This window comes from Microbulbifer epialgicus, assembly GCF_041447265.1.
GTDB classification, from domain to species: Bacteria; Pseudomonadota; Gammaproteobacteria; order Pseudomonadales; family Cellvibrionaceae; genus Microbulbifer; species Microbulbifer epialgicus.
Window position 1 is genome coordinate 47345 of record NZ_JBGMEK010000023.1, and the last position, 22487, is coordinate 69831.

At 52.6% G+C, this 22487-nt stretch carries 21 protein-coding genes; 5 read left to right on the forward strand and 16 right to left on the reverse strand.

Going from position 1 to position 22487, the window contains the following annotated elements:
- Positions 1–228: 228 nt before the first annotated feature.
- From ACCI49_RS11835 to ACCI49_RS11875, 9 genes are all read right to left on the reverse strand, one after another.
- Positions 229–1095: a septal ring lytic transglycosylase RlpA family protein gene (locus ACCI49_RS11835; protein WP_371839193.1), complete on the reverse strand. Its 867-nt coding sequence runs from the start codon at positions 1093–1095 to the stop codon at positions 229–231.
- Positions 1096–1248: 153 nt separating this feature from the next.
- The gene (mltB, locus tag ACCI49_RS11840) at positions 1249–2259 is read right to left on the reverse strand and encodes a lytic murein transglycosylase B (protein ID WP_371839195.1); all 1011 of its coding nucleotides are present in this window, start codon (positions 2257–2259) and stop codon (positions 1249–1251) included.
- Positions 2260–2304: 45 nt separating this feature from the next.
- A complete protein-coding gene (rodA, locus tag ACCI49_RS11845; protein WP_371839196.1) occupies positions 2305–3450 on the reverse strand; it encodes a rod shape-determining protein RodA in 1146 nt (381 codons plus the stop codon).
- Positions 3443–5329, reverse strand: a complete 1887-nt coding sequence (gene mrdA, locus ACCI49_RS11850) for a penicillin-binding protein 2 (RefSeq protein WP_371839198.1) — start codon at positions 5327–5329, stop codon at positions 3443–3445. Before mrdA ends, rodA begins: the two co-directional genes overlap by 8 nt.
- Before the next feature lie 122 nt (positions 5330–5451).
- The gene (gene rlmH / locus ACCI49_RS11855; RefSeq protein ID WP_371839199.1) at positions 5452–5928 is read right to left on the reverse strand and encodes a 23S rRNA (pseudouridine(1915)-N(3))-methyltransferase RlmH; all 477 of its coding nucleotides are present in this window, start codon (positions 5926–5928) and stop codon (positions 5452–5454) included.
- A 5-nt stretch (positions 5929–5933) separates the two neighbouring features.
- Complete coding sequence (gene rsfS, locus ACCI49_RS11860; protein ID WP_371839201.1) at positions 5934–6311, reverse strand: ribosome silencing factor; 378 nt, start codon at positions 6309–6311, stop codon at positions 5934–5936.
- Positions 6311–6997, reverse strand: coding sequence for a nicotinate-nucleotide adenylyltransferase (gene nadD / locus ACCI49_RS11865; RefSeq protein ID WP_371839203.1), 687 nt, complete (start codon positions 6995–6997; stop codon positions 6311–6313). Before nadD ends, rsfS begins: the two co-directional genes overlap by 1 nt.
- Positions 6998–7035: 38 nt before the next feature.
- Positions 7036–8319: a glutamate-5-semialdehyde dehydrogenase gene (locus ACCI49_RS11870; RefSeq protein WP_371839205.1), complete on the reverse strand. Its 1284-nt coding sequence runs from the start codon at positions 8317–8319 to the stop codon at positions 7036–7038.
- Positions 8320–8421: 102 nt separating this feature from the next.
- Positions 8422–8997 (reverse strand): LON peptidase substrate-binding domain-containing protein, encoded by a 576-nt coding sequence (locus ACCI49_RS11875; protein WP_371839207.1) that lies wholly within the window; start codon positions 8995–8997, stop codon positions 8422–8424.
- A 194-nt stretch (positions 8998–9191) separates the two neighbouring features.
- On the opposite strand from ACCI49_RS11875, the gene ACCI49_RS11880 reads away from it, so the two are divergent.
- Complete coding sequence (locus ACCI49_RS11880) at positions 9192–9473, forward strand: peptidylprolyl isomerase (protein WP_371839208.1); 282 nt, start codon at positions 9192–9194, stop codon at positions 9471–9473.
- A gap of 76 nt (positions 9474–9549) precedes the next feature.
- Here ACCI49_RS11880 and ACCI49_RS11885 read toward each other — a convergent pair whose 3' ends face one another.
- From ACCI49_RS11885 to mpl, 4 genes are all read right to left on the reverse strand, one after another.
- Complete coding sequence (locus ACCI49_RS11885; protein ID WP_371839210.1) at positions 9550–12126, reverse strand: efflux RND transporter permease subunit; 2577 nt, start codon at positions 12124–12126, stop codon at positions 9550–9552.
- 118 nt (positions 12127–12244) lie between these two features.
- Entirely contained in the window at positions 12245–12520 is a 276-nt protein-coding gene (locus ACCI49_RS11890; protein ID WP_026304984.1) for an Rdx family protein, read from the reverse strand.
- A gap of 20 nt (positions 12521–12540) precedes the next feature.
- Entirely contained in the window at positions 12541–13122 is a 582-nt protein-coding gene (locus ACCI49_RS11895; protein ID WP_371839220.1) for a flavin prenyltransferase UbiX, read from the reverse strand.
- A 97-nt stretch (positions 13123–13219) separates the two neighbouring features.
- Positions 13220–14608, reverse strand: a complete 1389-nt coding sequence (gene mpl / locus ACCI49_RS11900) for a UDP-N-acetylmuramate:L-alanyl-gamma-D-glutamyl-meso-diaminopimelate ligase (protein ID WP_371839211.1) — start codon at positions 14606–14608, stop codon at positions 13220–13222.
- 288 nt (positions 14609–14896) lie between these two features.
- Here mpl and ACCI49_RS11905 point away from each other — a divergent pair, with 288 nt between their 5' ends.
- The gene (locus ACCI49_RS11905; protein ID WP_371839212.1) at positions 14897–16159 is read left to right on the forward strand and encodes a 6-phosphofructokinase; all 1263 of its coding nucleotides are present in this window, start codon (positions 14897–14899) and stop codon (positions 16157–16159) included.
- 77 nt (positions 16160–16236) lie between these two features.
- On the opposite strand, the gene ACCI49_RS11910 is transcribed toward ACCI49_RS11905, so the two are convergent.
- The 3 genes from ACCI49_RS11910 to ACCI49_RS11920 form a co-directional block, all read right to left on the reverse strand.
- Positions 16237–16602, reverse strand: coding sequence for a VOC family protein (locus ACCI49_RS11910; protein WP_371839213.1), 366 nt, complete (start codon positions 16600–16602; stop codon positions 16237–16239).
- Positions 16603–16625: 23 nt separating this feature from the next.
- Positions 16626–17012 (reverse strand): hypothetical protein, encoded by a 387-nt coding sequence (locus ACCI49_RS11915; RefSeq protein ID WP_371839214.1) that lies wholly within the window; start codon positions 17010–17012, stop codon positions 16626–16628.
- Positions 17013–17286: 274 nt separating this feature from the next.
- On the reverse strand, positions 17287–20130 hold the full coding sequence (locus ACCI49_RS11920) for an ExeM/NucH family extracellular endonuclease (protein WP_371839215.1): 2844 nt from the start codon (positions 20128–20130) through the stop codon (positions 17287–17289).
- A gap of 259 nt (positions 20131–20389) precedes the next feature.
- Between ACCI49_RS11920 and ACCI49_RS11925 the strand changes: the two genes are divergently transcribed.
- The 3 genes from ACCI49_RS11925 to ACCI49_RS11935 are packed head-to-tail and all read left to right on the forward strand — an operon-like array spanning position 20390 to position 22329.
- The gene (locus ACCI49_RS11925; protein WP_371839216.1) at positions 20390–20851 is read left to right on the forward strand and encodes a MarR family winged helix-turn-helix transcriptional regulator; all 462 of its coding nucleotides are present in this window, start codon (positions 20390–20392) and stop codon (positions 20849–20851) included.
- Positions 20848–21804: a S41 family peptidase gene (locus ACCI49_RS11930; RefSeq protein WP_371839217.1), complete on the forward strand. Its 957-nt coding sequence runs from the start codon at positions 20848–20850 to the stop codon at positions 21802–21804. Before ACCI49_RS11925 ends, ACCI49_RS11930 begins: the two co-directional genes overlap by 4 nt.
- Positions 21805–21852: 48 nt before the next feature.
- Positions 21853–22329, forward strand: a complete 477-nt coding sequence (locus tag ACCI49_RS11935) for a GNAT family N-acetyltransferase (protein WP_371839218.1) — start codon at positions 21853–21855, stop codon at positions 22327–22329.
- Positions 22330–22487: the final 158 nt, after the last annotated feature.

A 22487-nucleotide genomic window follows, 5' to 3' on the forward strand; every position in this document is an offset into this window, starting at 1 on the left:
ATCCTCGTGTTCGTTGGCTGGCTGTTAACCCAATACTTATTTTATATGATTAATTCACGGCCATGGTTTGTCACCAAATGCCGCCAGCCAGTACATACTGACAAAATACAAGAAAATGCGCGCCAATGCGCAGTATTTTGTGAACGACTATCCAGTTAACTGCTGTACGTCAAACCCGCCTCTGACTGTCCGGGTAAAAACACCACCCTAGGACAATAGTCACAGAAGCTATTCGTACACCACTTGGGGGTCTCCCAACTGGCTCTTCTGCACGGCTTCACGCGCATTGGCCAGGGCACGCTGTTGGGAGATTGGCCCGATACGAACCCGGTAAAACGTCTTGCCACTACGCGTTACAGGACTGACAGACACAGGATAGTCAATTCCTGCAGCCAGTTGGGTACGCACTTTCTCCGCTTGGGCGGCGTTGCTATAGGCTCCCACTTGGAGAAAGGTATTATCCGGCAGTTTGATACTGGCATCCTGTGGCAGACCACTCTTTACATCACCGGCCAGCAAAGTTTCAGTCACCGGCGGTAATGAAGCTGGGTCCAGAGCCTCCACTTCCACACGGGCGATACCTTTATCCACGTACCCAAGCTTTTGGGCGGCAGTATAACTTAGGTCGATAATACGACCATGTACAAAGGGACCGCGATCATTTACGCGCACAATAATGCTGCGGCCATTGTCCAGGTTGGTTACCTTGGCATAGCTGGGCAGGGGCAGAGTTTTGTGCGCCGCAGACATGGCGTACATATTGTAAATTTCACCATTGGCTGTTCGGCGACCGTGGAACTTGGTCCCATACCAGGATGCCTGGCCACGCTCTTTATAGCCACCAACTTTGTCGCGCACACGGTAGGTGACGCCGTTAACCTTGTAAGGAGACTTGTTTCCAGCCGAACCTATAGGCTCGCGCACAGGAGTGGGTTCGGGTGTCGCCAGCATGTCCACCGGCGCGGTCGGGCCACTGTCCTTGACACTACCAAAATCTGGCTCGGCCTGTTTAGCAGGTTTGGGTTGTGGCGCTCCACAGGCCACCAAAAACAAAGCGGCGAGGAGAACTCCACGCCGCATATTGCACTGAAACATAATCCCCCCGGCGCGCGGCAACCCGAGGTTGCCGTCTCCAAGCCGCTATTATCTTAAATTGCCTGGTTAAACGAAAAATTTTCGATTACACGCAATGCCATTGGTTCCCCAATATTGGCAATTTTTTATCCGAGCGCAGCTTTAGTGCCCCGCTCAAGACTTCCCGCCACGCGCTTTGACAATTTCCTGGGCCAACTCATTCACCGCCATGGCATAGAGGCGGCTGCGGTTATATGTAGTAATGGTGGAAAAGTTATTGAGCCCCAGCCAGAACTGCCTGCCCTGTTCTGTTTGCAAGGAGAAAACAATAGCCGGCATTTCCGGTGCCACTTGGCTGGTGGCGTTGAAGCCCTTCTCCGCCAGCTCTCCCACGGTCCACTCGGGCTGAAGGGTGTCATTGACAATGGTCATATCCGCATTGGGACGTGGGTTAGCCAGTACCGTGACTGGCTCGCCGGGCTTCCAACCGTGCTTGGCCAAGTAGTTGGCGACACTGCCAATGGCATCGGTGGTGTTATTCCAAATATCCGCCTTGCCATCGTTACTGAAGTCTACCGCGTAGGCGCGGTAACTGGATGGCATAAATTGGCCATAACCCATAGCACCAGCGTAAGAGCCCTTTAGAGCCAATGGGTCCATACCCTGGTCGCGGGTCAGCAGCAGATAATTTTCCAGCTCCTTGGTAAAGAACTGAGAGCGGCGCGGGTAGTTGAAGGCCAGTGTGGAAAGTGCGTCTAGCACTCGGTAGCCTCCCATATTACCGCCGTAGCGTGTTTCGATGCCGATAATGGCAACTATCATCTCCGCCGGCACACCATACTTTTTCTCCGCCTCGGCCAGGGCCTCAGCATTCTTGTCCCAAAAATCAACACCGCCGGCGATACTCTGTGGGGTTAAAAACAGCTTACGGTATTCGTACCAAGGTTTGGCTTTCTCAGCAGGGCGCCTGATCGCTTTCAGAATCGAGTCCTTGCGCTTGGCTTCACGCATCAGATCCTGCATTTCTTCGCGGTCAAACTGGTGCTCTTGCACCATGTACTCTACAAATTTCTGGGCATCCGCATTGTCGCCGTGACCAGGCTCCTGTGCGCAGGCGGCAAGGGCAAGCCCTATCCCAACGATTAGTCCCGAGGTCCACTTCAAAACGACCGCTCCTGTCTTCATCACGCGTCTCTACATCCAGTTATTTAATTTTCAGCGCAACACCTGTCAAAAATGTACTCTGCGCCGCTCTGTCCCTACGGCCATTAGGATACCGAATCCTGCCATCAAGGTGATTAGCGAGGTACCCCCGTAACTGATCACCGGCAAAGGCACCCCTACCACTGGCAATAATCCTGTAACCATACCAATGTTTACAAACACATAGACAAAAAAAGTGAGCGTTATACTCCCCGCCAGTAATCGTCCAAACAGGTGTTGCGCCATAAAGCTAATATAGATGCCTCGCGCAATAACCAAAACGTAGAGTAGTAACAGCAATAAGACACCGCGCATCCCCCACTCTTCCGCTAGCACGGCAATAATAAAGTCGGTATGGCTCTCCGGCAGGAAGTCTAATTGTGACTGAGTGCCCTGAAGATACCCTTTGCCATACATACCGCCGGAACCGATGGCGGCCTTGGAATTAAAAATATTCCAGCCGGCGCCAAAGCGATCATCATGGGGGTTGAGCAGGGTCAGGATTCGCTGGCGTTGATAATCCCTGAGTCCCCACTGCCAAATTGGCCAGGCCGAAACCAGCATCCCCAAACTGGCAGCGCCGATCATTTTCCAGCTCAAGCCGGCAAGATACAGAGCAAACAGGCCAGATGCTGCGATCAAAATTGAGGTACCCAGATCCGGCTGTCGCACAATTAGCGCGGCCGGTACCGCTACTATAGCCAGGGCCCCTAAAACAGTCATAAGAGAGGGCGGCTGCGCTCTTTGGTGCAGGAAGGCGGCCACCATCATCGGCACACCGAGCTTCATGACTTCCGACGGCTGGAAGCGAAAGCCGGCTATTTCCAGCCAGCGCTGAGCACCTTTCGCACCAGTGCCAAACAGCAGTACCCCCACCAGCAGGGCACAGCCCCCCAGATAGGCCCAAGGCGACCAGCGCCGGTAAAAATCCAGAGGTATCTGCGCCACGATAAACATGGCTACAAACGCCAGGCACATGAAGATAGATTGGCGGCGAACATAGTTCATATCCCCGCCGGAGGCACTGTAGAGCACCCCCAGCCCCACTGAGGCCAGTACCAGTAAAAGCACCAACAGTGGCACGTCAATGTGCAGACGACGGGCCAGGCTCACCGGCCTTCTGAGACTGCCATGTGCGTCAGACAGCCGGTGGGAAAAATCGCGACTAGCCATTGTCCGCCCCCCCGATAATACGAATATTCTGCGCAGTCTCTACTTGGGGGCGCGGCACCCATTCGGCAAACAGCTCTCTGGCTACCGGTGCAGCCACAGCGCCACCCGCTTCACCATTTTCCACCAAAACCGCAACTGCGATACGCGGCTTGTCCACTGGCGCAAAGGCCACGAACAGAGCGTGATCGCGATGGCGTTCCTGCAGCGCTTCAGAGTCATAACGCGCCCCCTGGGCAATACCTACCACCTGGGCGGTTCCGGATTTTCCAGCGACACGGAAATCCAGATCCTTGCCGGCGAGCTTACCTGTGCCATAGCTACGATTCACTACGGCTTCCATGCCCTCAAATACCAGATCCCAGTTAGCCGGATGGGCCTCTAGGTTGTGCAGTATTTCCGGTGGTTGTTCGACTCCGTCGACCGTTCTTACCATTTGTGGACGATAGTGTGTTCCGCGATTGGCAATAGTGGCCGTCATCACCGCTAGCTGCAGTGGGGTGGCCAGTACAAAACCCTGCCCCAGTACCGCATTCAGACTGTCGCCAGGGAACCAGGGCATGCCTCTCGCACCACGCTTCCAGTCACGCGAGGGAAAGAGACCGGATCGCTCCATCGGCAGGTCGACACCGGTCTTGGAGCCCAGGCCGAAGTGGGCGGCCATATCGTGCATTCCATCAATATCCCAGCGGTGTGCCATATCCCAGAAATAGACGTCGCAGCTCTGCGCCATGGCCTGAATTAAGTCCACCTTCTCACCGTGTCCCCAGCGCACATGGTCACGGTAGATACGTGGGTCATTTGGCAGCTTGTAGAAACCGGGGTCCTTGATTTTGGTTTCGCGGGAAATAAGCCCTGCTTCAAGCCCACCGAGCCCCATTAGGGGCTTTAGCGTAGAGCCCGGTGGATACTGGCCCTGTACGGCACGGTTAAACAAGGGAACATCAAGAGAATCACTGAGGGCGCGGTAGTCGGCAAAGCTAATGCCGGTTACAAAGAGGTTGGGATCGAACGAAGGCTTGCTCACAAAAGCTAGCACGCCACCAGTATTGACATCGATAGCAACCACCGCGCCGCGGCGATCACCAAGGGCATCGGAAGCCACCTGTTGCAGGCGCGCATCCAGGTGCAGAGTTAAATCGGCACCGGGCTTGGGATCTTCTCTCTCCAGTACACGCAGCACACGTCCACGTGCATTGATCTCCACATTTTCGTAACCCACTTCACCTAGCAAGGTTTTCTCGTAGGAACGCTCCAAACCCACCTTGCCAATACTACTGGTCCCCCGATAGAGGCGCACATCCTCTTCAGTGAAGTTGCTCAAATCACGATCACTGATACGGCCCACATAGCCAACGCTGTGGGCAAACAAATCCCCGAGCGCGTAGTAGCGCACCAATTCAGCCTCTACGGAGACGCCAGGCATACGGAATTGATTGACACTGATATGCGCTATCTCCGCTTCGCTCAGGCGAAAGCGCAATGGCACCGGCTCAAATGGGCGCCGCCGTTTCATACGTTTGCGAAATTTGGCCACATCGCTGTCATCGAGACGAATCAGGTGACCGATTAATTCCAGGGTCGCCCCCAAATCCTGAACGCGTTCGCGCACTATGGAAAGGTTATAACTGGCGCGGTTATCCGCTAGCAAGATGCCGTTGCGATCGTAAATTAATCCTCGTGTCGGCGCGACCGGGCGCACCTGGATACGGTTTTCATCAGACTGGGTACGGTAATCGTCGTAATTTATAACTTGGAGGTTGTAGAAGCGCGCAACCAAAACCCCCAGTAGCGCAATCACGGCGAAAACAGCCACCATCATACGATTGCGAAATAACCGCTGCTCCGTGTATGGGTCCTTTAGGTGGTGGTCGTGAGGCATTGGAATTTATTTGAATGATTTTGACTGGCGCACTAAATGTCTAGTAGAACTACATTACCACAGGGCACAGACGGAGAGACCACCTCTGTTGGCAATTCTCTCCGCAATTCATCGCAAACATCTCATTTGTGGTAGGGATGCCCGGCCAACAAAGTCCAGGCACGATAAATCTGCTCGGACAAAACCACTCGCACTAATGGGTGCGGCAGGGTCAGCGGGGAAAGGGACCAGCGTTGTCGAGCCTTACCCAGGCACTCTTGGGAAAGCCCATCAGGACCACCAACCAGAAGGCTGATATTTTCGCCCAATAGCTGCCAATCGCGCAGCTGATTTGACAGCTGCTCCGTACTCCAGGGCTTGCCCTTTACGTCTAGCGCCACCACATGATCGCGAGGGCCGAGGGCTGCAAGCATTGCCTCGCCCTCTTTTTTCCGCGCCTTTTCGATCAGTGCCGCTGAACTTTTCTGGCCGCGCTGCCCCAGGGGAATTTCCACCATTTCCAGGGAGATTTCCCGTGGCAGGCGCTTGGCGTATTCGGCGTAGCCCTCCTGCACCCAGCCGGGCATCTTCCCCCCGGCGGCTAGAATTCGGATTTTCACCTCATTCAGTCCTGGTGAGGATCACTACCACCGGCATCATCGCGGGTATTTGGTGTCATCGACCAGAGCTTTTCCAGGTCGTAGAAATTACGAACATCCGCCAACATGACATGTACGACTAGATCGCCATAATCTACCAGCACCCACTCGCCCTGCTCTTTGCCCTCAACACCAATCGGGCGCACACCCTCTAGCTTAAGTTCATCCACCACATTTTCTGCCAGGGACTTCACCTGACGGCTGGAAGTACCTGTACAGATTACCAGGTTGTCCATTACATCGGAGAGTTCAGATACATCCAGCGCAACAATGTCTTTGCCTTTCAGATCTTCCAGAGCTTTGAGCGCGATATCTTTAATATTTGTCATAACACCTTGATTCATTACTGGTCACCAGTGGCAACCGCTTTTGTATAGAGTTGATGGTCTTCAATGTATTGCAATACGGTGGCCGGCAACAAAAATCGCGGCGACTGACCGCTATTCAATAATTGGCGAATTTCTGTTGCGGAAATAGGTAACATGGTCTGCTCGCGCAATACCAAACTCCCCAAGGCCTGCTCGTACAAATCTGTTGCTGTCCCTTGGTGGCTCTGCAGCAAATCCATCAGTTTGGGATTACTCCCCGCATCACCACTTTTTGGAAGATGCCAACCGGGGCGGGTCACCACCACCAGATGCGCCAGCTCCAATAGCCTCTGCCAGCGGTGCCACCGGTGCAAGGTCAACAGGGAGTCGGAGCCCATACAAAAACTGATGGATACTTCCTGTCCCAGCTCTTTGCGTAACTCCTCCAGGGTATCCACCGTATAGGTATCACCGCCGCGATTTAGCTCTCGCTCATCCAGCAGCAGCTCATCACAACCCTGCAGGGCCAAGGCCAACATCTCACTGCGTTGGCGAGACGAGACTCCCGGACTCTGCCGGTGTCGCGGCTGGTGGCTGGGCAGCAGGCGCATTTCGTCGAAACCCAGCGCCTGACGCAGTTCCAGCGCCATGCGCAGGTGGCCAAAGTGCACAGGGTCGAAGGTACCCCCGAACAGGGCTATTGTATGCCGCTTAGTCGCCAAAATTACCTCGTTAATGGCTACTTGAATGAAGACCGGAATTAACGGCGAATATGGCCATCCCCAAATACAATCCACTTCTGCGAAGTGAGCCCCTCCAGCCCCACCGGGCCTCGGGCGTGGATTTTATCAGTACTGATGCCAATTTCAGCCCCCAGTCCATATTCAAACCCATCGGCAAAGCGAGTCGATGCATTGATGATCACCGAGCTGGCATCCACTTCCGCCAGAAAGCGACGACTGCGCGTGTAATTTTCAGTAACAATCGCCTCAGTGTGTCCTGAACCGTAGCGGGCGATATGGTCCATCGCAGCATCCATATCTGCCACCACCCGAATGGACAGTACCGGGGCCAGGTACTCTTCACTCCAATCGCTTTCCCTGGCCTCTGCGCAATGGGGCAGTATCTCGCTGGTACGGGCACAGCCACGCAATTCCACACCTTTAAGCTCAAAGGCTTCTGCCAAACGCGGCAGTATTCGCTCTGCAATCCCCTCCGCCACCAGTAGGGTTTCCATGGCGTTGCACACGCCATAGCGATGGGTTTTGGCATTCAGGGCAATCTCAAACGCCTTCTGTTCATCGGCCAAGTCGTCGATATAAACGTGACAAACACCGTGCAGGTGTTTGATCACGGGTACTCTGGCCTCACGGCTAACCCGCTCAATCAGGCCGGTGCCGCCTCGAGGAACGATTACATCCACATAATCAGGCATGGAGATCAGGGCACCAACTGCCTCGCGATCACTGGTGTCCACCACTTGCACCGCCGTTTCCGGCAATCCCACTTCTCGCAGCCCCTGGGTAATACAGGCAGCGATCGCCTGATTCGAGTGCAATGCCTCACTGCCACCGCGCAAAATAGTGGCGTTACCGGATTTCAGGCATAAACTCGCCGCATCAATCGTCACATTGGGGCGGGATTCATAAATAATCCCCACCACTCCCAGGGGTACGCGCATCTTGCCTACCTGAATACCACTGGGGCGATAGCATAAGTCTTCAACTTCTCCCACCGGATCAGGCAGATCCGCAACCTGCTGCAACCCCTCGATCATTGCATCGATGCGCTCATCGTTGAGTTCCAGCCGATCGAGCAGCGCGGCATCCAGGCCACGTTCACGGCCCGCTTGCATATCTTGAGCATTGGCCTCAGCCAGTTGAATCCGTTGGGCTTCCAATTCAGCGGCAATTGCCCGAAGGGCACGGTTCTTACTATTGGTATCGGCTCTCGCCATTAATCTCGAGGCAGAGCGAGCGGCGCGGCCCATCTGTTCGAGTTTGACGCGGGTGGATTGCTGATCAGTGCTATTGGTGGCGGTCACTTGGCTCTCCGTGCGAAATCCGGTCGGCCGCGCAGTATACCCCAGTGACTATGGGTTTAAACGGCATAAATACGGGCTGCCACCAGAAAGCTGGCTGCACTATCATTCCCTTGCCCAGCGGTCCAGGTTCTCGGCGATACTGGCGAGACGCATCAAGGGGTCCTCAACGGCCAGCAACTCTACTCGCGCCTTATCCTCTAGGGGAAGCAACTGAGCGAGCTGCCAGGAGAGGGCATCTGCAGAGTCGACACTATCGAACTTGAGTGACAACATCTCGGCGCGCTCCTTCAACTCATCAAGCACCGATAGCAAGCCATCGCAGTCAGCGGGAATGGGTTTGGGCTCTTCGTTTGGCAACCATTCAACCTCCCCGAACAATAAACCGTCATCAGCTCGCTCAGTGCTGGTAATGCGGAAGCGACGCCGACCAACCACCTGGACATTCAATAGTCCCCCCTCTCCCTGGCTCCAGTCGACAATGTGTACATAGACACCGAGCGGCCATACGGAGGCGTGCCCTACCTCCCCACCGGAGCGGATCAATACAACACCGAAGCCGCTATCACTTTTCAGTGATTCGCTGACCAGATGCAGGTAACGTTGTTCAAAGATACGCAGTGGCAGGGTGACACCTGGATATAGGGCCATGCCCAGGGGAAAAAGGGGAATCTTTTGCAATGCTGTTCTCGCCGGTTAGCTCATCCTGTAAAGATACCATCCGCAGTACTACTCCTAAGTAAACAGAAAAGGCGTTTTAGCGCCAATCCACAGAACTGCGACGGAGTTTCCGCCTTATCCAAGCAATTGTCGGTGGCGTGCTCGCCACACACCGATTAAGCTGCTGCGGTTTATCAACCCAATGGAGATTATTGATGCCCAAAGCAACAGCCCGCCATATCCTGGTAGAGAACGAAGACAAGTGCCTGGAGCTGAAGCAACAGATCGAGAATGGCGCAGATTTCGGCAAGATTGCCGAGCAATACTCCCAGTGCCCTTCCGGCCGCTCCGGTGGCGATCTGGGTGAATTCAGCAAGGGCATGATGGTGCCCGAATTCGACAAGGTCGTATTCTCCGAAGAGCTACACAAGGTGCATGGTCCGGTGAAAACCCAGTTTGGCTACCACCTGCTGGAAATTACCAGCCGCCAGGATTAATTCCCTACGAATTAATCTACAAATAAAAAAGCCGGGCTATCGCCCGGCTTTTTTATTTTGGTGAAAGAGGGTTCCCTCAGGCCTTAGCTGCTCCCTCTGGAATTTCCACTTGACCTTTATCCACAGACCCAACACCCAGCGGCTTAAATATCACCAGCAACAGCGGCAGCAGGGTGAGTGATCCAAGCAATGCCGCAGACATCGCCAGTGCAGTCAGCAAACCAAAGTAAATTGAAGGCACAAACTTGGACAGCGCAAGAATCGAGAAGCCGGCAATAATCGTAATTGCCGTATAGAACATGGCGCGGCCAATAGTCGCATGGCTGCGATGCATGGTCTCCAGATAATTGCCGTCTTTGGCGAATTCCGCACGGAATCGGTACAGGTAGTGAATCGCATGATCCACACCGATACCCACAGTAATCGCGGCGATGGTGATAGTCATCATATCCAGTGGAATACCGGCGAGACCCATACCACCGAGTACCACACAAGCAGCGAGCATATTAGGCACCAGCGCAATAATAGCGATCGACAGGGAGCGGAATAACACCAGAAACATCAGCAGGATGCCCACAAATACCGCACCCAGCGTCAGGATCTGGGACTTAAACAGGCTCTGCAGCATATTGTTATACAGCACCAGCAAGCCGGTCTGATGGATATTTTCCGGCGCTATGCCCATTTCATTATGGGCGTAGTTGTAGATACGCTCGATCAATTCGCTACGGCGCAAATTCGGATCGGTTTCCATCACCCGCAAAGTGATACGCGCCTGGTTGTTCTCAACAGAGAGATAGGGATTTACCAGCACGCTCCTGATTTCAGGCGGCAGGCTGGTGTTGGCTACTGCCAGCTCAAAGTCATTGAGCTGACCGCCTTTTAAATCGCGAGCCACCTTGAACAGGGTCGCCAGGGACTGGACCTTGCCAATTTCCGGCTGCTGCTCCAGGTAATCGTGCAATTGTTCCAATTTGGTGAGGCCAGCCACAGTAAACCAGTAACTCTGCTCCTGGGACTCCTCTTCTCCACCGAAAGGATCATCAGAGGCGAAGGGATCTTCTTCAACCGCGAACGGGTCCTCCTCCGCCTCCATGGCAAAAGGATCCTCCTCACCTTCAAAGGCCGGTTCCGCTTCCTCCGGCTTGTCGAGAATAATATCCAGGGTCACTGTGCCACCCAGGCGGCGGTCAATCACCAGCATGCCCTGGTAGATTTCAGTGGAGTCATCAAAGTAATCGATAAAGCGGTTTTCCACTTTCAGCTGGGAAATACCCACCACACTGACCACAGCTGCCAACAGGGAAACGCCCAGTACGATGAATTTATGGCGCTCAGCAAAGCTGGAGAAACGCAGGGTAAACGCGTGCGAATTATCCTGGCTCACTTTGCCCTGGCGCTTGGGCAGGATCATCAGGAAGCTGGGGATAATCAGGAATGACAACACCAGGGCCAGAGTTACACCCATGGTCATCATCCAGCCGAAATCAATCACCGGACGGATACCGCTCACCACCAACGACACAAAAGCAACGATCGTGGTCAGGGCAGTGTACAGACAGGGCTTGGCCATAAAGCGCACCGTCTGCAGCACCAATTCCTCGCGCCCCCATTGCTGATTCTGCGCAATATATTCGCGGTAGCGCACAGCCAGGTGGATGGTGATCGCCAGGGTAATAATCAGCAGTAGCGCAACGAAATTGGCGGAGATCACCGTCATGCGCCAGTCGAGCCAGCTGAGCAGCCCCAATATCATCACTGCTGTAGTGACACAGGTAAGTAGCGGCAACAGTACCCAGCGCGGCTGACGGAAAATCAGTAATAAGGTAAGGATGATAAAGGCGAGGATACCCACACCAAAAACCACCAGATCACTCTTGATAAAGGTGATCATGTCTGAGGTGATCATGGTTACACCACCGAGGAACAGTTCCGCCTCGCCTTTATAACTGGCGAGAATCCCTCGCACCTCATCGACCCGCGCCCGCGCTTCCAGCTCCTGGGCCGTTCGGTGTTCCAAATAAACTGCGCTCACCTCTTCCAGACGCGTAGCCTCTTCCGGGCTCAAACCCTCGCTATTGCGCTTGCGGCGCAGGGCATCGCGCTCGCGCACCAATTCGATACCACGGCTGTCCAGTTTCAGGTTGGCAAGCAGCGCGGTCGTCTGGCCATCTGGACTTAGAATAAGCTCGCGGTAAATAGGACTGGAGAGGAACTCCTGCCGAGCCAGGTCCCTGTCAGTATCCGGATTGGACAGGGTGCGAATCTCGTCAGTGATATCGGTTAAAGACAGCTTGGGGCTGTACAACAAGGGCACATCGAGAATGGTTTGTACACTGGAAACGCCATCTACCCCAGCCAGCTCATCACGCAGCTTGGCGAGAGTCTGCAGGGACTCGTCGCTGAACAGATCACCATCGTTGTAGCGGTAGGTCACTACCAGGAAGTCGCCACTGGCGTAACGCTCGGCAATCTCACGGAAATAGTCCAGGGATTTGTCCGCTTCCAGAGTTAGGGAATCAGCGGAGGCATCGATCTTAAAGCGGGGCAGGCCCATAGCTGCCAGCAGGGTGAGTAAGCCAACAACCATTAACACAGCCACAGGCCGTTTGGTCACCAGGTATTCGTAGCAGGTCTTGAAAGCTGACAGCATAAATTTCCGCTTATATCCAATAAATCAGTGAGCCGCGATGCGGCGCATATTTTGATCGCCCTGGCGGTGAATACGCAAATATAAAATTTGCAATATCACGGCGCTATTGGAAATATTTTCAGGGAGTATCGATATGTCCCAGATCGCGCTCGGGAAACAGCAAGTCCCGTACGCGCCGTTTGAGTTCTTTTGCTCCGGGAAAGCCGCCATCCCGCTTGCGCTCCCAGATCAAATTTTCACCAATACGGATTTCAAATACTCCTCCAGTTCCGGGTTGTAATGCAACCTGTTGGAGGTCATCGGCAAAGGTATACAGTAGTTCTTGGGCCATCCAGGTGGCTCGCAGCATCCAGTTGCACTGCACACAGTAGTGAATCGTGATGCTCGGTTTCACGGTTCTAGCCTCCCTCCAGTCTACTCACCCCAGTGCGGAAGCAGCTTTTGTTCTACATCCAGCTGGTCTAGTAGTCGTGCCACCACAAAGTCGACAATATCCTCAACTGTGCTCGGCTTTTGATAAAAACCGGGGCTGGCCGGCAGAATCATCGCGCCCATACGAGTGAGTTTGAGCATATTTTCGAGATGAATCTCCGAGTAAGGTGCTTCGCGTGGAACCAATATCAGCTGGCGGCGCTCCTTCAGGGCAACATCAGCAGCTCGCTCAATCAGATTATTGGAGGCTCCACAGGCCACTGCTGACAGAGTGCCGCCGCTGGCTGGACAAACCACCATACTTGCCGGCGCTCCTGTGCCAGAGGCCACAGGAGAGAACCAGTCCCGTTTACCGAACAGGGTCAGCTGCCCCTTCTTTGCCGCAAAGCGATCGGCAAGAAAGCCCTGCAGGATATCATCATCACCCTCGGGCAGCTGCAGGTCTGTTTCCGTATTGATTACCACCTGGGCCGCATCAGACAGTAACAACCAGACACGCACGTTAGCGGCGAGCAGGCACTGTAACAAGCGCAGGCCGTACTGGGCTCCAGAGGCCCCGGTCATGGCCAGGGTAACGGTTTTATCAAAAGTAGGTTGCTGCAAGGTCAATCCCTCGGGTTTCTTGATGGGAAACCCAGAGGTTGCCCACCGGTATTCTTTTCTAGACTGGGCGATTGTATTTCTGTTCCAGAGCGCCGATCAGGCGCTGGTGGATACCACCAAAACCTCCGTTGCTCATCACTACAATATGGCTGCCCTCACCCGCAAGCTGGAGCGCAGATTCCACTCCACCCTCAATGGTGTCAAAAACTTTGGCTGGAACCGGGGAGTGGTGAGTTACTTCATCCAGAGACCAGTTCATTCCCTGTGGCTGATACCACAACACCATATCCGCACCGCTACAGGAATTTGCCAGCTGGCCCTGGTGCACGCCCATTCGCATAGTATTGGAGCGCGGCTCAATCAGGGCGATGATCTTATCTTCCCCTACCTTGGCCCTGAGCCCATTTAAGGTGGATTCAATTGCTGTGGGGTGGTGGGCAAAATCATCGTAAACACGGATGCCTGCCACTTCACCCAAGCACTCCATACGGCGCTTCACCCCCTCAAAACGCCCCAATGCGACGGCACTCAATTCCGGTACAACACCCACGTGTCGAGCCGCAGCCATGGCGGCGAGGCCATTGCGCACATTGTGCATACCAGTGAGTTCCCACTCCACTCGCGCCACCTCAGCCCCTTCAAGCTGCACAGTGAAGCTGCTGCCATCCGCCGCAATATCGCGAGCCAACCAGTCTCCCATGCGGATGCCCTGCAGGCCTTCAACACCGAAACGCTGTACCTCAGTCCAACAGCCCTGCTCGAGAACCTGTTCAACATTTTCCTCAGCTGCAGCAACAATCAGACCATTGGCCGGTACGGTACGTACCAGGTGGTGAAACTGCCGTTGTATCGCCGCCAGATCATCAAAGATATCCGCGTGATCAAATTCCAGATTATTGATGATCACTGTGCGTGGGCGGTAATGCACAAACTTGGAGCGCTTGTCGAAGAAGGCAGTATCGTATTCATCCGCTTCCACAATAAAGAAGGGAGACTCCCCCATACGTGCCGACACACCGAAATTGCCAGGCACACCGCCGATCAGGAATCCAGGCTGCATATCTGCCGCTTCCAGAATCCAGGCCAGCATACTGGCAGTCGTGGTTTTGCCATGGGTACCGGATACTGCCAGCACCCAGCGTCCACCGAGGAAGTGGTCACATAACCACTGGGCGCCAGAGGTATAAGGCAAACCTTTTTCCAACACCGTCTCTACTGCGGGATTACCTCGGGACATAGCATTACCAATAATGACCAGATCCGGGGCTGGCTCCAATTGTGCCGGGTCATAACCCTCGGTGATCTGGATACCCGCCTGCTGCAACTGGGTGCTCATTGGTGGGTAGACGTTCGCATCACTGCCGGTGACCCGGTGTCCTTCGGCCACGGCCAACTGGGCCAGACTGCCCATAAATGTGCCGCAAATACCTAATATGTGGATATGCATGGCGGAAATGTGTACTCCTGCTGGTTGCGGCGCAAGCTTAACACGGCAAATCAAGCCAGTAATTGCCAAATCCCGCACTTGCAATGCAATTTACTCGCTATTCCATTAGACTCCGCCCCGCACTGGTCGGCCTCATCCCCTGTACGGTGGTAGGAATTTTCCAACAATGGCCGACACCCGATACGAGCTCCCGGAATTCCCTACTAGTACCGCTAATTGAATAGTGAATACTGGGAAGAATTACCGGATCGGGACACTTCCCTAGATTTCTACGAATACAGGATAACCATGTCGAAGAAGAACGCCTTTTACGCACAGTCCGGTGGTGTGACTGCCGTGATCAACGCATCCGCCTGCGGCGTAATAGAAGCTGCCCGTGAAAACCAGGACAAGATTGGCAAAGTCTACGCGGGGCTGAACGGCATCCTCGGCGCACTGCGCGAGGAACTGATCGACGTGAGCCAGGAAAGTGTGGAAGACATCGCCGCGTTGCGCCACACCCCATCCGGCGCCTTCGGCTCCTGTCGTTACAAGCTGAAAAGCCTGGAAGAAAACCGCGCGGAATACGAGCGCCTGATCGAAGTGTTCAAAGCCCACGATATCGGCTACTTCTTCTATAACGGCGGCGGCGATTCTGCAGATACCTGCCTGAAAGTATCCCAACTATCTGAAACCATGGGCTACCCAATCCAGGCCGTACACATTCCCAAAACTGTGGATAACGACCTGCCGCTGACCGACAATTGTCCCGGCTTTGGCTCAGTAGCCAAATATGTAGCGGTATCCACCAAGGAAGCCGCAATGGATGTCGCCTCCATGTGCGCCACCTCCACCAAAGTCTTTATCCTGGAGGTGATGGGCCGCCACGCGGGCTGGATTGCTGCGGCGGGTGCCCTGGCCCAGGAAGAAGAAGGCGATGCACCGCATATTATCCTGTTCCCGGAAGTGGCCTTCGATAAAGAAAAGTTTCTCGCCAAGGTACAGAAGACCGTGGATGAAAAAGGCTACTGCGTTATTGTCGCCTCAGAAGGCGCCCAGTACGCAGATGGTACCTTCCTCGCCGATGCCGGCACCACCGATGCTTTTGGCCACAAGCAATTGGGCGGTGTAGCCCCGACTCTTGCCAATATGATCAAGAGCGAACTGGGCCTGAAATATCACTGGGCACTGGCCGACTACCTGCAGCGCGCTGCCCGCCATATCGCCTCCGCCACCGATGTGGAGCAAGCCTACGCCGTTGGTCGCGCCGCTGTAGAAATGGCGGTAGCCGGCAAGAACGCGATTATGCCGGCAATTATCCGTGCAGAAGGTGAAGAGTACAGCTGGTCTATCGCGGAAGCGCCGCTGTCTGAAGTAGCCAACGTGGAAAAATTCATGCCGAAAGAATATATCAGCGAAGACGGCTTCGGTATCACTGAAGCGGGACGCAAGTACCTGCTGCCGCTGATCCAGGGTGAGGATTACCCCCCCTACAAAAACGGCATCCCCCAGTACACAAAACTGAAAAAGCAGCTGGTGGAAAAGAAGCTGGACACTGAGTTTAAAGCGTAATCTAAAAACTCTTTAGCCCTGAATCAAAAAAGCCCCCGAATAAAACCGGGGGCTTTTTATTGTAGCAGCTGGAAAAATTACTTTTGTAACCCTGTATCTGACCAAACTGCAAATTCATTACCGCAGGGCTCGGCAAAGTGAAAGCGCCGACCTCCAGGAAAGGAAAAAATAGGTTTTACTACTTGGGCACCGCAGCTCTCGACTTTTTGTAAGGTATCCTCTAGGTCAGAACTATATAACACTACCAGCGCTGCACCGTTGACTGTTGAACTGTGCAGATTCGCCTGAAAAAAACCACCATCCAACCCTGCACCGGAAAAAGCAGAATACTCGGGACCGTAATCCGTAAATTCCCAGCCAAAAGCTTCAGAAAAGAAAGCCTTGGTCTTTTCCAGATCCTTCGATGGGAACTCTACATAATTAATCTTTTCGTGATTATCCATATAACCCTCTCCCGGTATTCTAATTAAATGACATCCTGATCCGTGATGGGCTTATCTGGCGTGTTCACAACTCGGAAACTGCCATTGGCCACCGCCAGGGGTTGGTCATTATGCATAATAACTGCGCGATCCATCATCAGATCAAAATCCAACATGGCGTAAAGAACAACTCCACTTCGTCCCTGGTAGATATCCGGCCGATAAACCAGTGCTGCCATGCGTACTCCCATTGGTACATACGAATAACTGGCTTTGCCGACCAGTTTGCCCCCCGCAGTAACATAGCAACTGGACCCGGTTTCATAACTGACAATATAAGTGGATAAATCGGGAAAATCCCCCTCTTCGGAGTAATGGGTGCCAGTCCACTCCAGACTTAATCCCACAAGACTCTCAAATGTACGAGACATAGAAGGAACTCCCCCTACAATCCAATTGGTATGAACAGACTCAAGTATGGCCGCTCTTTCGGGGCGCAGAAATCCAGGAGCTTAAAAATTTATTAAGAGTGATTAATTTTTTGAGGGGAGCAAAATAAAAAGGACCGCACCACCAGGGTGCGGCCATTCGCTTCTAGGGAAAAGCTATCAACTTCAAGAATCCTGGAGAAGCGACGACAGGGAGCTGATAACCCCATCGCCAGGACAACCAGAATATTTATTATTAATCAAAAATTGATATATATCAGCGTGGCCAGGAAATTTTGACTTCACGAGAGGCACTATCTTCAACACCCTCGCCATCACTCACTGTGAGGGTAATTTCGTAATTTCCAGTTTGCGAGTAACGGTGTAACGCCCAGCGTCCACTACGTTGTACGCCATCACCAAAACTCCACTGATATTGAAGTTTATTATCGCCGTTATATTGACTGCGATCTTCTATCCATACCCAGCGAAAAAAACGATGTAATTTAAAGTTCGCTTGCAGAGAGGTAACGTCACCTTTCACTTCAATAATTTGCTCAATAGTAGATACCGCACCACGATCATCTTTTACCTGCAAGCGTACCAAGTAACTACCTGGGATATCGAAATTGTGGCTGGGGTTTTGCTCTGTGCTTCTCGCACCATCACCAAAGTCCCAAGACCAGCTCACCAGGTTCCCATCTTCATCGTTACTGTTGTCGATAAAGCGGAATATAAGACCCTCAGACTCCCAGCTAAATTCAGCCGCGGGAGCCAAGTTGTCTGCACCCAGGTCCAGCTCAACGATTAAAGGGTCGTGATCCGATGCCCGGTAAGGCCCTGCGGAGTACAGGTTTTCCTGCTGCTCTGCAGTCTTATATTCGGTGTTGTAATCCAGCACACGCGGCTCATCGGCATTGATAGGCCAATCCGCTGTGGCAGTTACCAGCGGAGCCAGGGAAGCGCTGGCAAGGGCATGATCCAGGTAACCGGACTGGCCGTCATACACATAGGAATAAGCTTCGCCTGCTCCGTACCACTCCAGCAGGTCGGTATAACCCGCATTCTTAAGCGCGGTAATGGGGTTTTCCATGGCGTAGCTGTTGAGATCACCCAATACCAGCACGCGATCGATACCAGTTCCTGTAGGGTCGCTATCGATCCAGCTAGCCAAGGCATCCGCAGCCAGAGTGCGTAGTGAATTCCAGCAGCCCTGTCCATCCCCCTGATCGCTGTTTAGGCTGCCATCACTGGGGCAACTGCCCTTGGATTTAAAGTGGTTCACAACCACGACGAGACGCTCACCGGATGAAATCTCAGCAAATGCCTGTAACAGCGGTTGGCGATTACCATCGTCGAAGGGATAATCCTGCAGTGTGGCAGCACTGCCGATCGGCATAACACGGTCGCTGCGGTAGATCATACCCACGGCAATTTCATCGTCGCCGAGCTGTGGGAGATGCGGATTTACAAACTGGTAGCTCTGCCCTGAGTCTGCGCTGTTCAATCCATTGACCAAGTCCTGGATTGCACTGTCACTACCGTAGCCATCATTCTCAATTTCCATCAGGCCAATTACATCGGCATCCATACGCAGGATTGCAGAAATAATTTTATCTCTCTGGCGCTCGAACTCTTCCGGGGTGTCAGCACCACGAGCTGTGGGGAAGCCGCCTCCGCTGCCATCGCCATTGAAGTAATTCAGCACATTAAAACTGGCAATACGCAAACTGCCATCACCAGGCAGGACAGGAGCTTCATCACGCAGGTTTACGGAAGAGAACTGCAGTACCTCAACTGGATGTACTCGATAGGCACCAAACCCATAAGCCATCACGCCGGTAAGTTCTTCCAGAGTATCGCCACTGCGCAGCGTGTTGTATGCGCTCAAACCCGGTGTCGGATAAGGTATTTCCTCAGGGTTTTGTACAGTGGAGCCATCATCCAGAATAATTTGGTTGAGCTCGTTGGCCGCCGCCTGGGCAATTGCCGCTGAGCCGGGAGCATTATTGTGGGTAGGGATGTAAAGTCTGCCGCTGGAAAGAATAATCTCACCATAACGGCCCAGGTTGTAGTGACCATTGACTGTCAGGCTTTGCGGGAATTTTACCAGCATACCCTCGAGCTGCTCCTGCACTTGGGCTGAGTTAAATGGCATCTGCACATTGGCAGCCGTTACCTCGTAACCGCTACCACAAACGCTAACGCCGTCCACCTGATTCAGCTCGGTAAAATCGTAAAACTCATCAACAATACCGCCAACCCGTACCAGATCTCCAACCTGAACATCCACCCCGAAAGCATTATCGTGAATAAACAGACCTTCAGAAGTCGAGTCCTGGCCATCCTGATCACCATCCTCTTCCTGCAGGAAGAAGCCGGCAAGGCCGGTATTGAAATCTTGGAAATTGCCAACTACTACGGCTTCAATTTCGTGGCGTTCACCCTCCAACGAACTTGCGAACCCTTCACCCTGTATCTGGCTGATTAGTGTCGCTGAATCACCACAAGCACCTAACTCGATTCCACCGCTGCCATTGCCACCGCCTGTATCACCCTCAATATGCCAACCCAGGTGGTCGAAGTTGTTCTGGCCAAGACTGGACCACTCCTGGGCGGGATTGAACGCACTATTGCCATCGGTACGACCACTGACCACATCCAGGTTGCGTATCAGAGTCTGATTCTGGGTACCGACACTGCTATTGCCCCACTGGCTACCGGGGTCAGTACCAATTTGACCAATTACATCGACGAAACCGTTAGGGCCAGCAAGTGCTACCGCATCGTCACCATTGAACAGGCCACTGCTATAAACCTGGTCGGCGACATCCAGCATGGCTGCATCAGAGCTGCCGTGGGCGAGAACAAACACTTCATCATCACCCAGGGTTCCAGAGAGTGTGATATTTACAGCGGCAGAATCGGAACCATTGAAAAAAAGCTGTATTGAGTAATTACCCAGATCTACAGCCGCTCCGGTACCGTTATAGATTTCCAGTGCCTTGTTATTGCCGCTGCCCTCGATATATTCCGAGATTATGAGGTCCTTGGCCTGGACCTCTTCAGCCATCAGTGGAAGACTCAGGGCTGCCAGAGCAGCCAAGCCAAATTCTTTCATCGCTATTTTTTCCCAATTGCCGGATTCGCATTTAGCGGCGCAAAGAGTGGCGGGGAATTCCTAAATTTCGATGAAACAAATGTTAAGGTTAAGTTTCAGTGACTCGACTTGGCGACTCATCCTCAATTTGCACTCAACTTGAGTAACAGCCTCTCCCCCTTAAACAAAAAGACAAGCTGATATTTGCATTTATCACCAGACAGTATATAGTCATTTATATAAGCACTTATATAAATATTAAATTATGGACTACAGCCAATTGGGAACTCGCCTCAGACATTTGCTTGAGCTACTGGATGGCGATGTCAGTAAGAGCTATAGCGGCTGCGGTATAGAAAATTACAAACCGCGGTATACCCCAGTAATGCGCACTCTAATGCGAAAAGGCGACGTTACCATCGGTGAGATAGTAGCCAGTGCTCAACTGTCCCAACCTGCCGTCAGCCAAACCGTTAAAGATATGGTGATACAGGAGCTGGTAGAAATAGTGAAAGGAGTAGATGCGAGAGAGCGCAAGGTTCGACTGACCCACAAAGGCGCATCACTTCTACCGCGCTTAAAAGCTCACTGGCAAGCAACCGTATATGCAGAAAAGTCCTTAAATACAGAGCTACCTATGCCCTTGTCAGATTTGCTGGACACCGCCATCAGCGCCCTGGAAACAAACCGCTTTCAAGATCGTATACAGAGGCAATTACCCGAGGAGATCAAAAAACAATGAAGCCTGTCATAGCTCTTGTCCTGCCCTTACTGTTCTCTGCCCATTCAGGCCAAGCTGAAGAAAAATGCCAGTTCAATACTAATTCTGTCATCAAAGCGGCATCTGCCGCTGTCGGAGATAAATACGTACTGGCAAATAAAGCTGATATCCTGTCGAAACAAATAGCTGAATTAGCAGACTCCGCCGAATTAGAGCAATATTGCAACAATACCCAGATATTCTCCAAAAAAATCACTGATAAACTCCGCGAGTTATCCGGCGACAAGCACTTCTACTTGGAACATGTTGGAGACCAGGATGAGTCAAATAACTGGATAGAACAATGGCGAATAGAAGCCCCAAAAAATAATTATGGAGTGAAGAAAATCGAGATACTATCTGGCAATATCGCCTATATATCCCTCTCCTCTTTCCATACTTTTGAAAATGCCAAGTCCACCCTAGGGGCAGCTTTTACACTGATCCAACATAGTGATGGCCTAATTTTGGACCTGCGTAACAATGGCGGAGGCGATGAAAATACTGCAGGCGCTATTCTGGAATCCCTTATCGATACCACTAAGCCGCTCCCCTTTGTAATAGAAAGCAGGGAAAAGAAAATAAAACCAAGTCGTATCACCACCCTACCCTGGCCAGCCTACGGTACGGAGAGACCACTGGTGATCTTGATTAATGACCGCTCCTTCTCCGCCGCTGAAAGTGTTGCATTCTCGTTGCAGCAATTGGGTAGAGCCAAAATTATCGGCACTGCCAGCGCCGGTGGGGCGCACATGATGGATACACCCCAATCCCTACCCTTCGGATTTGAGATCGGCATTCCCAGTAGCCGCCCGGTTTCTACATTGACTGAAGGCCCGGTTAATTGGGAAGGGCACGGTGTAAATCCAGATATTGAGACCGGTGATCAAGATAGCTTACAGGTTGCTCTAAAAACGATAAAAGAACAAAATTAATCGTGAATCGTTTACAAGGACCTCGGTAATGGAGTTTAAGGATTAACGATGGCCACCTCCCTTCGACTAATAACCAAGGATAATTACGAGGCTGTTTGCGATCTAGATGTTGCCTTGGAGCAGCAGGAATATGTCGCATGCAATCTGTGGTCACTGGTAGAGGCACAGTTCAATACTGGGTATGAAACCCGCGCGATTTATTTTGGAGAAAATCCAGTTGGTTTTTTTATGTGGGTCAAGGAAAACCATGAAAAGATGTCTATATGGCGTTTTATGGTTGACCAGAAATACCAGCAAAAGGGAATAGGCAGGGCTGCCCTGAAGTTAGCCCTGCATGAGATCAGGCAGCCCCCCAATATTAAGCAAATAAAGATTTGCTACAACCCCAAAAACCCAGTTGCTAAAGATTTCTACTCTAGCTTTGGCTTTGTAGAAGTTGGAATAGATGACGATAACGAGGACATGCTTGCCATAATCGACCTCTCCAATACAGAAGTCCAAGTTGAGCCCTGTACGTACCAGTAGCTTTAGAGCATAGAGTTATGATTACTTAGCGAAATGGACAAACAGGCTTAACTCCGCTCCAAAGAGGATGTTCAAAACTCTGTGTCAGCCAAATGGCCTCATAAGCTGATGTATTTTTCCAAGCGATCTGGAAAGTGGATCGTCAGTTGTGACAGTGT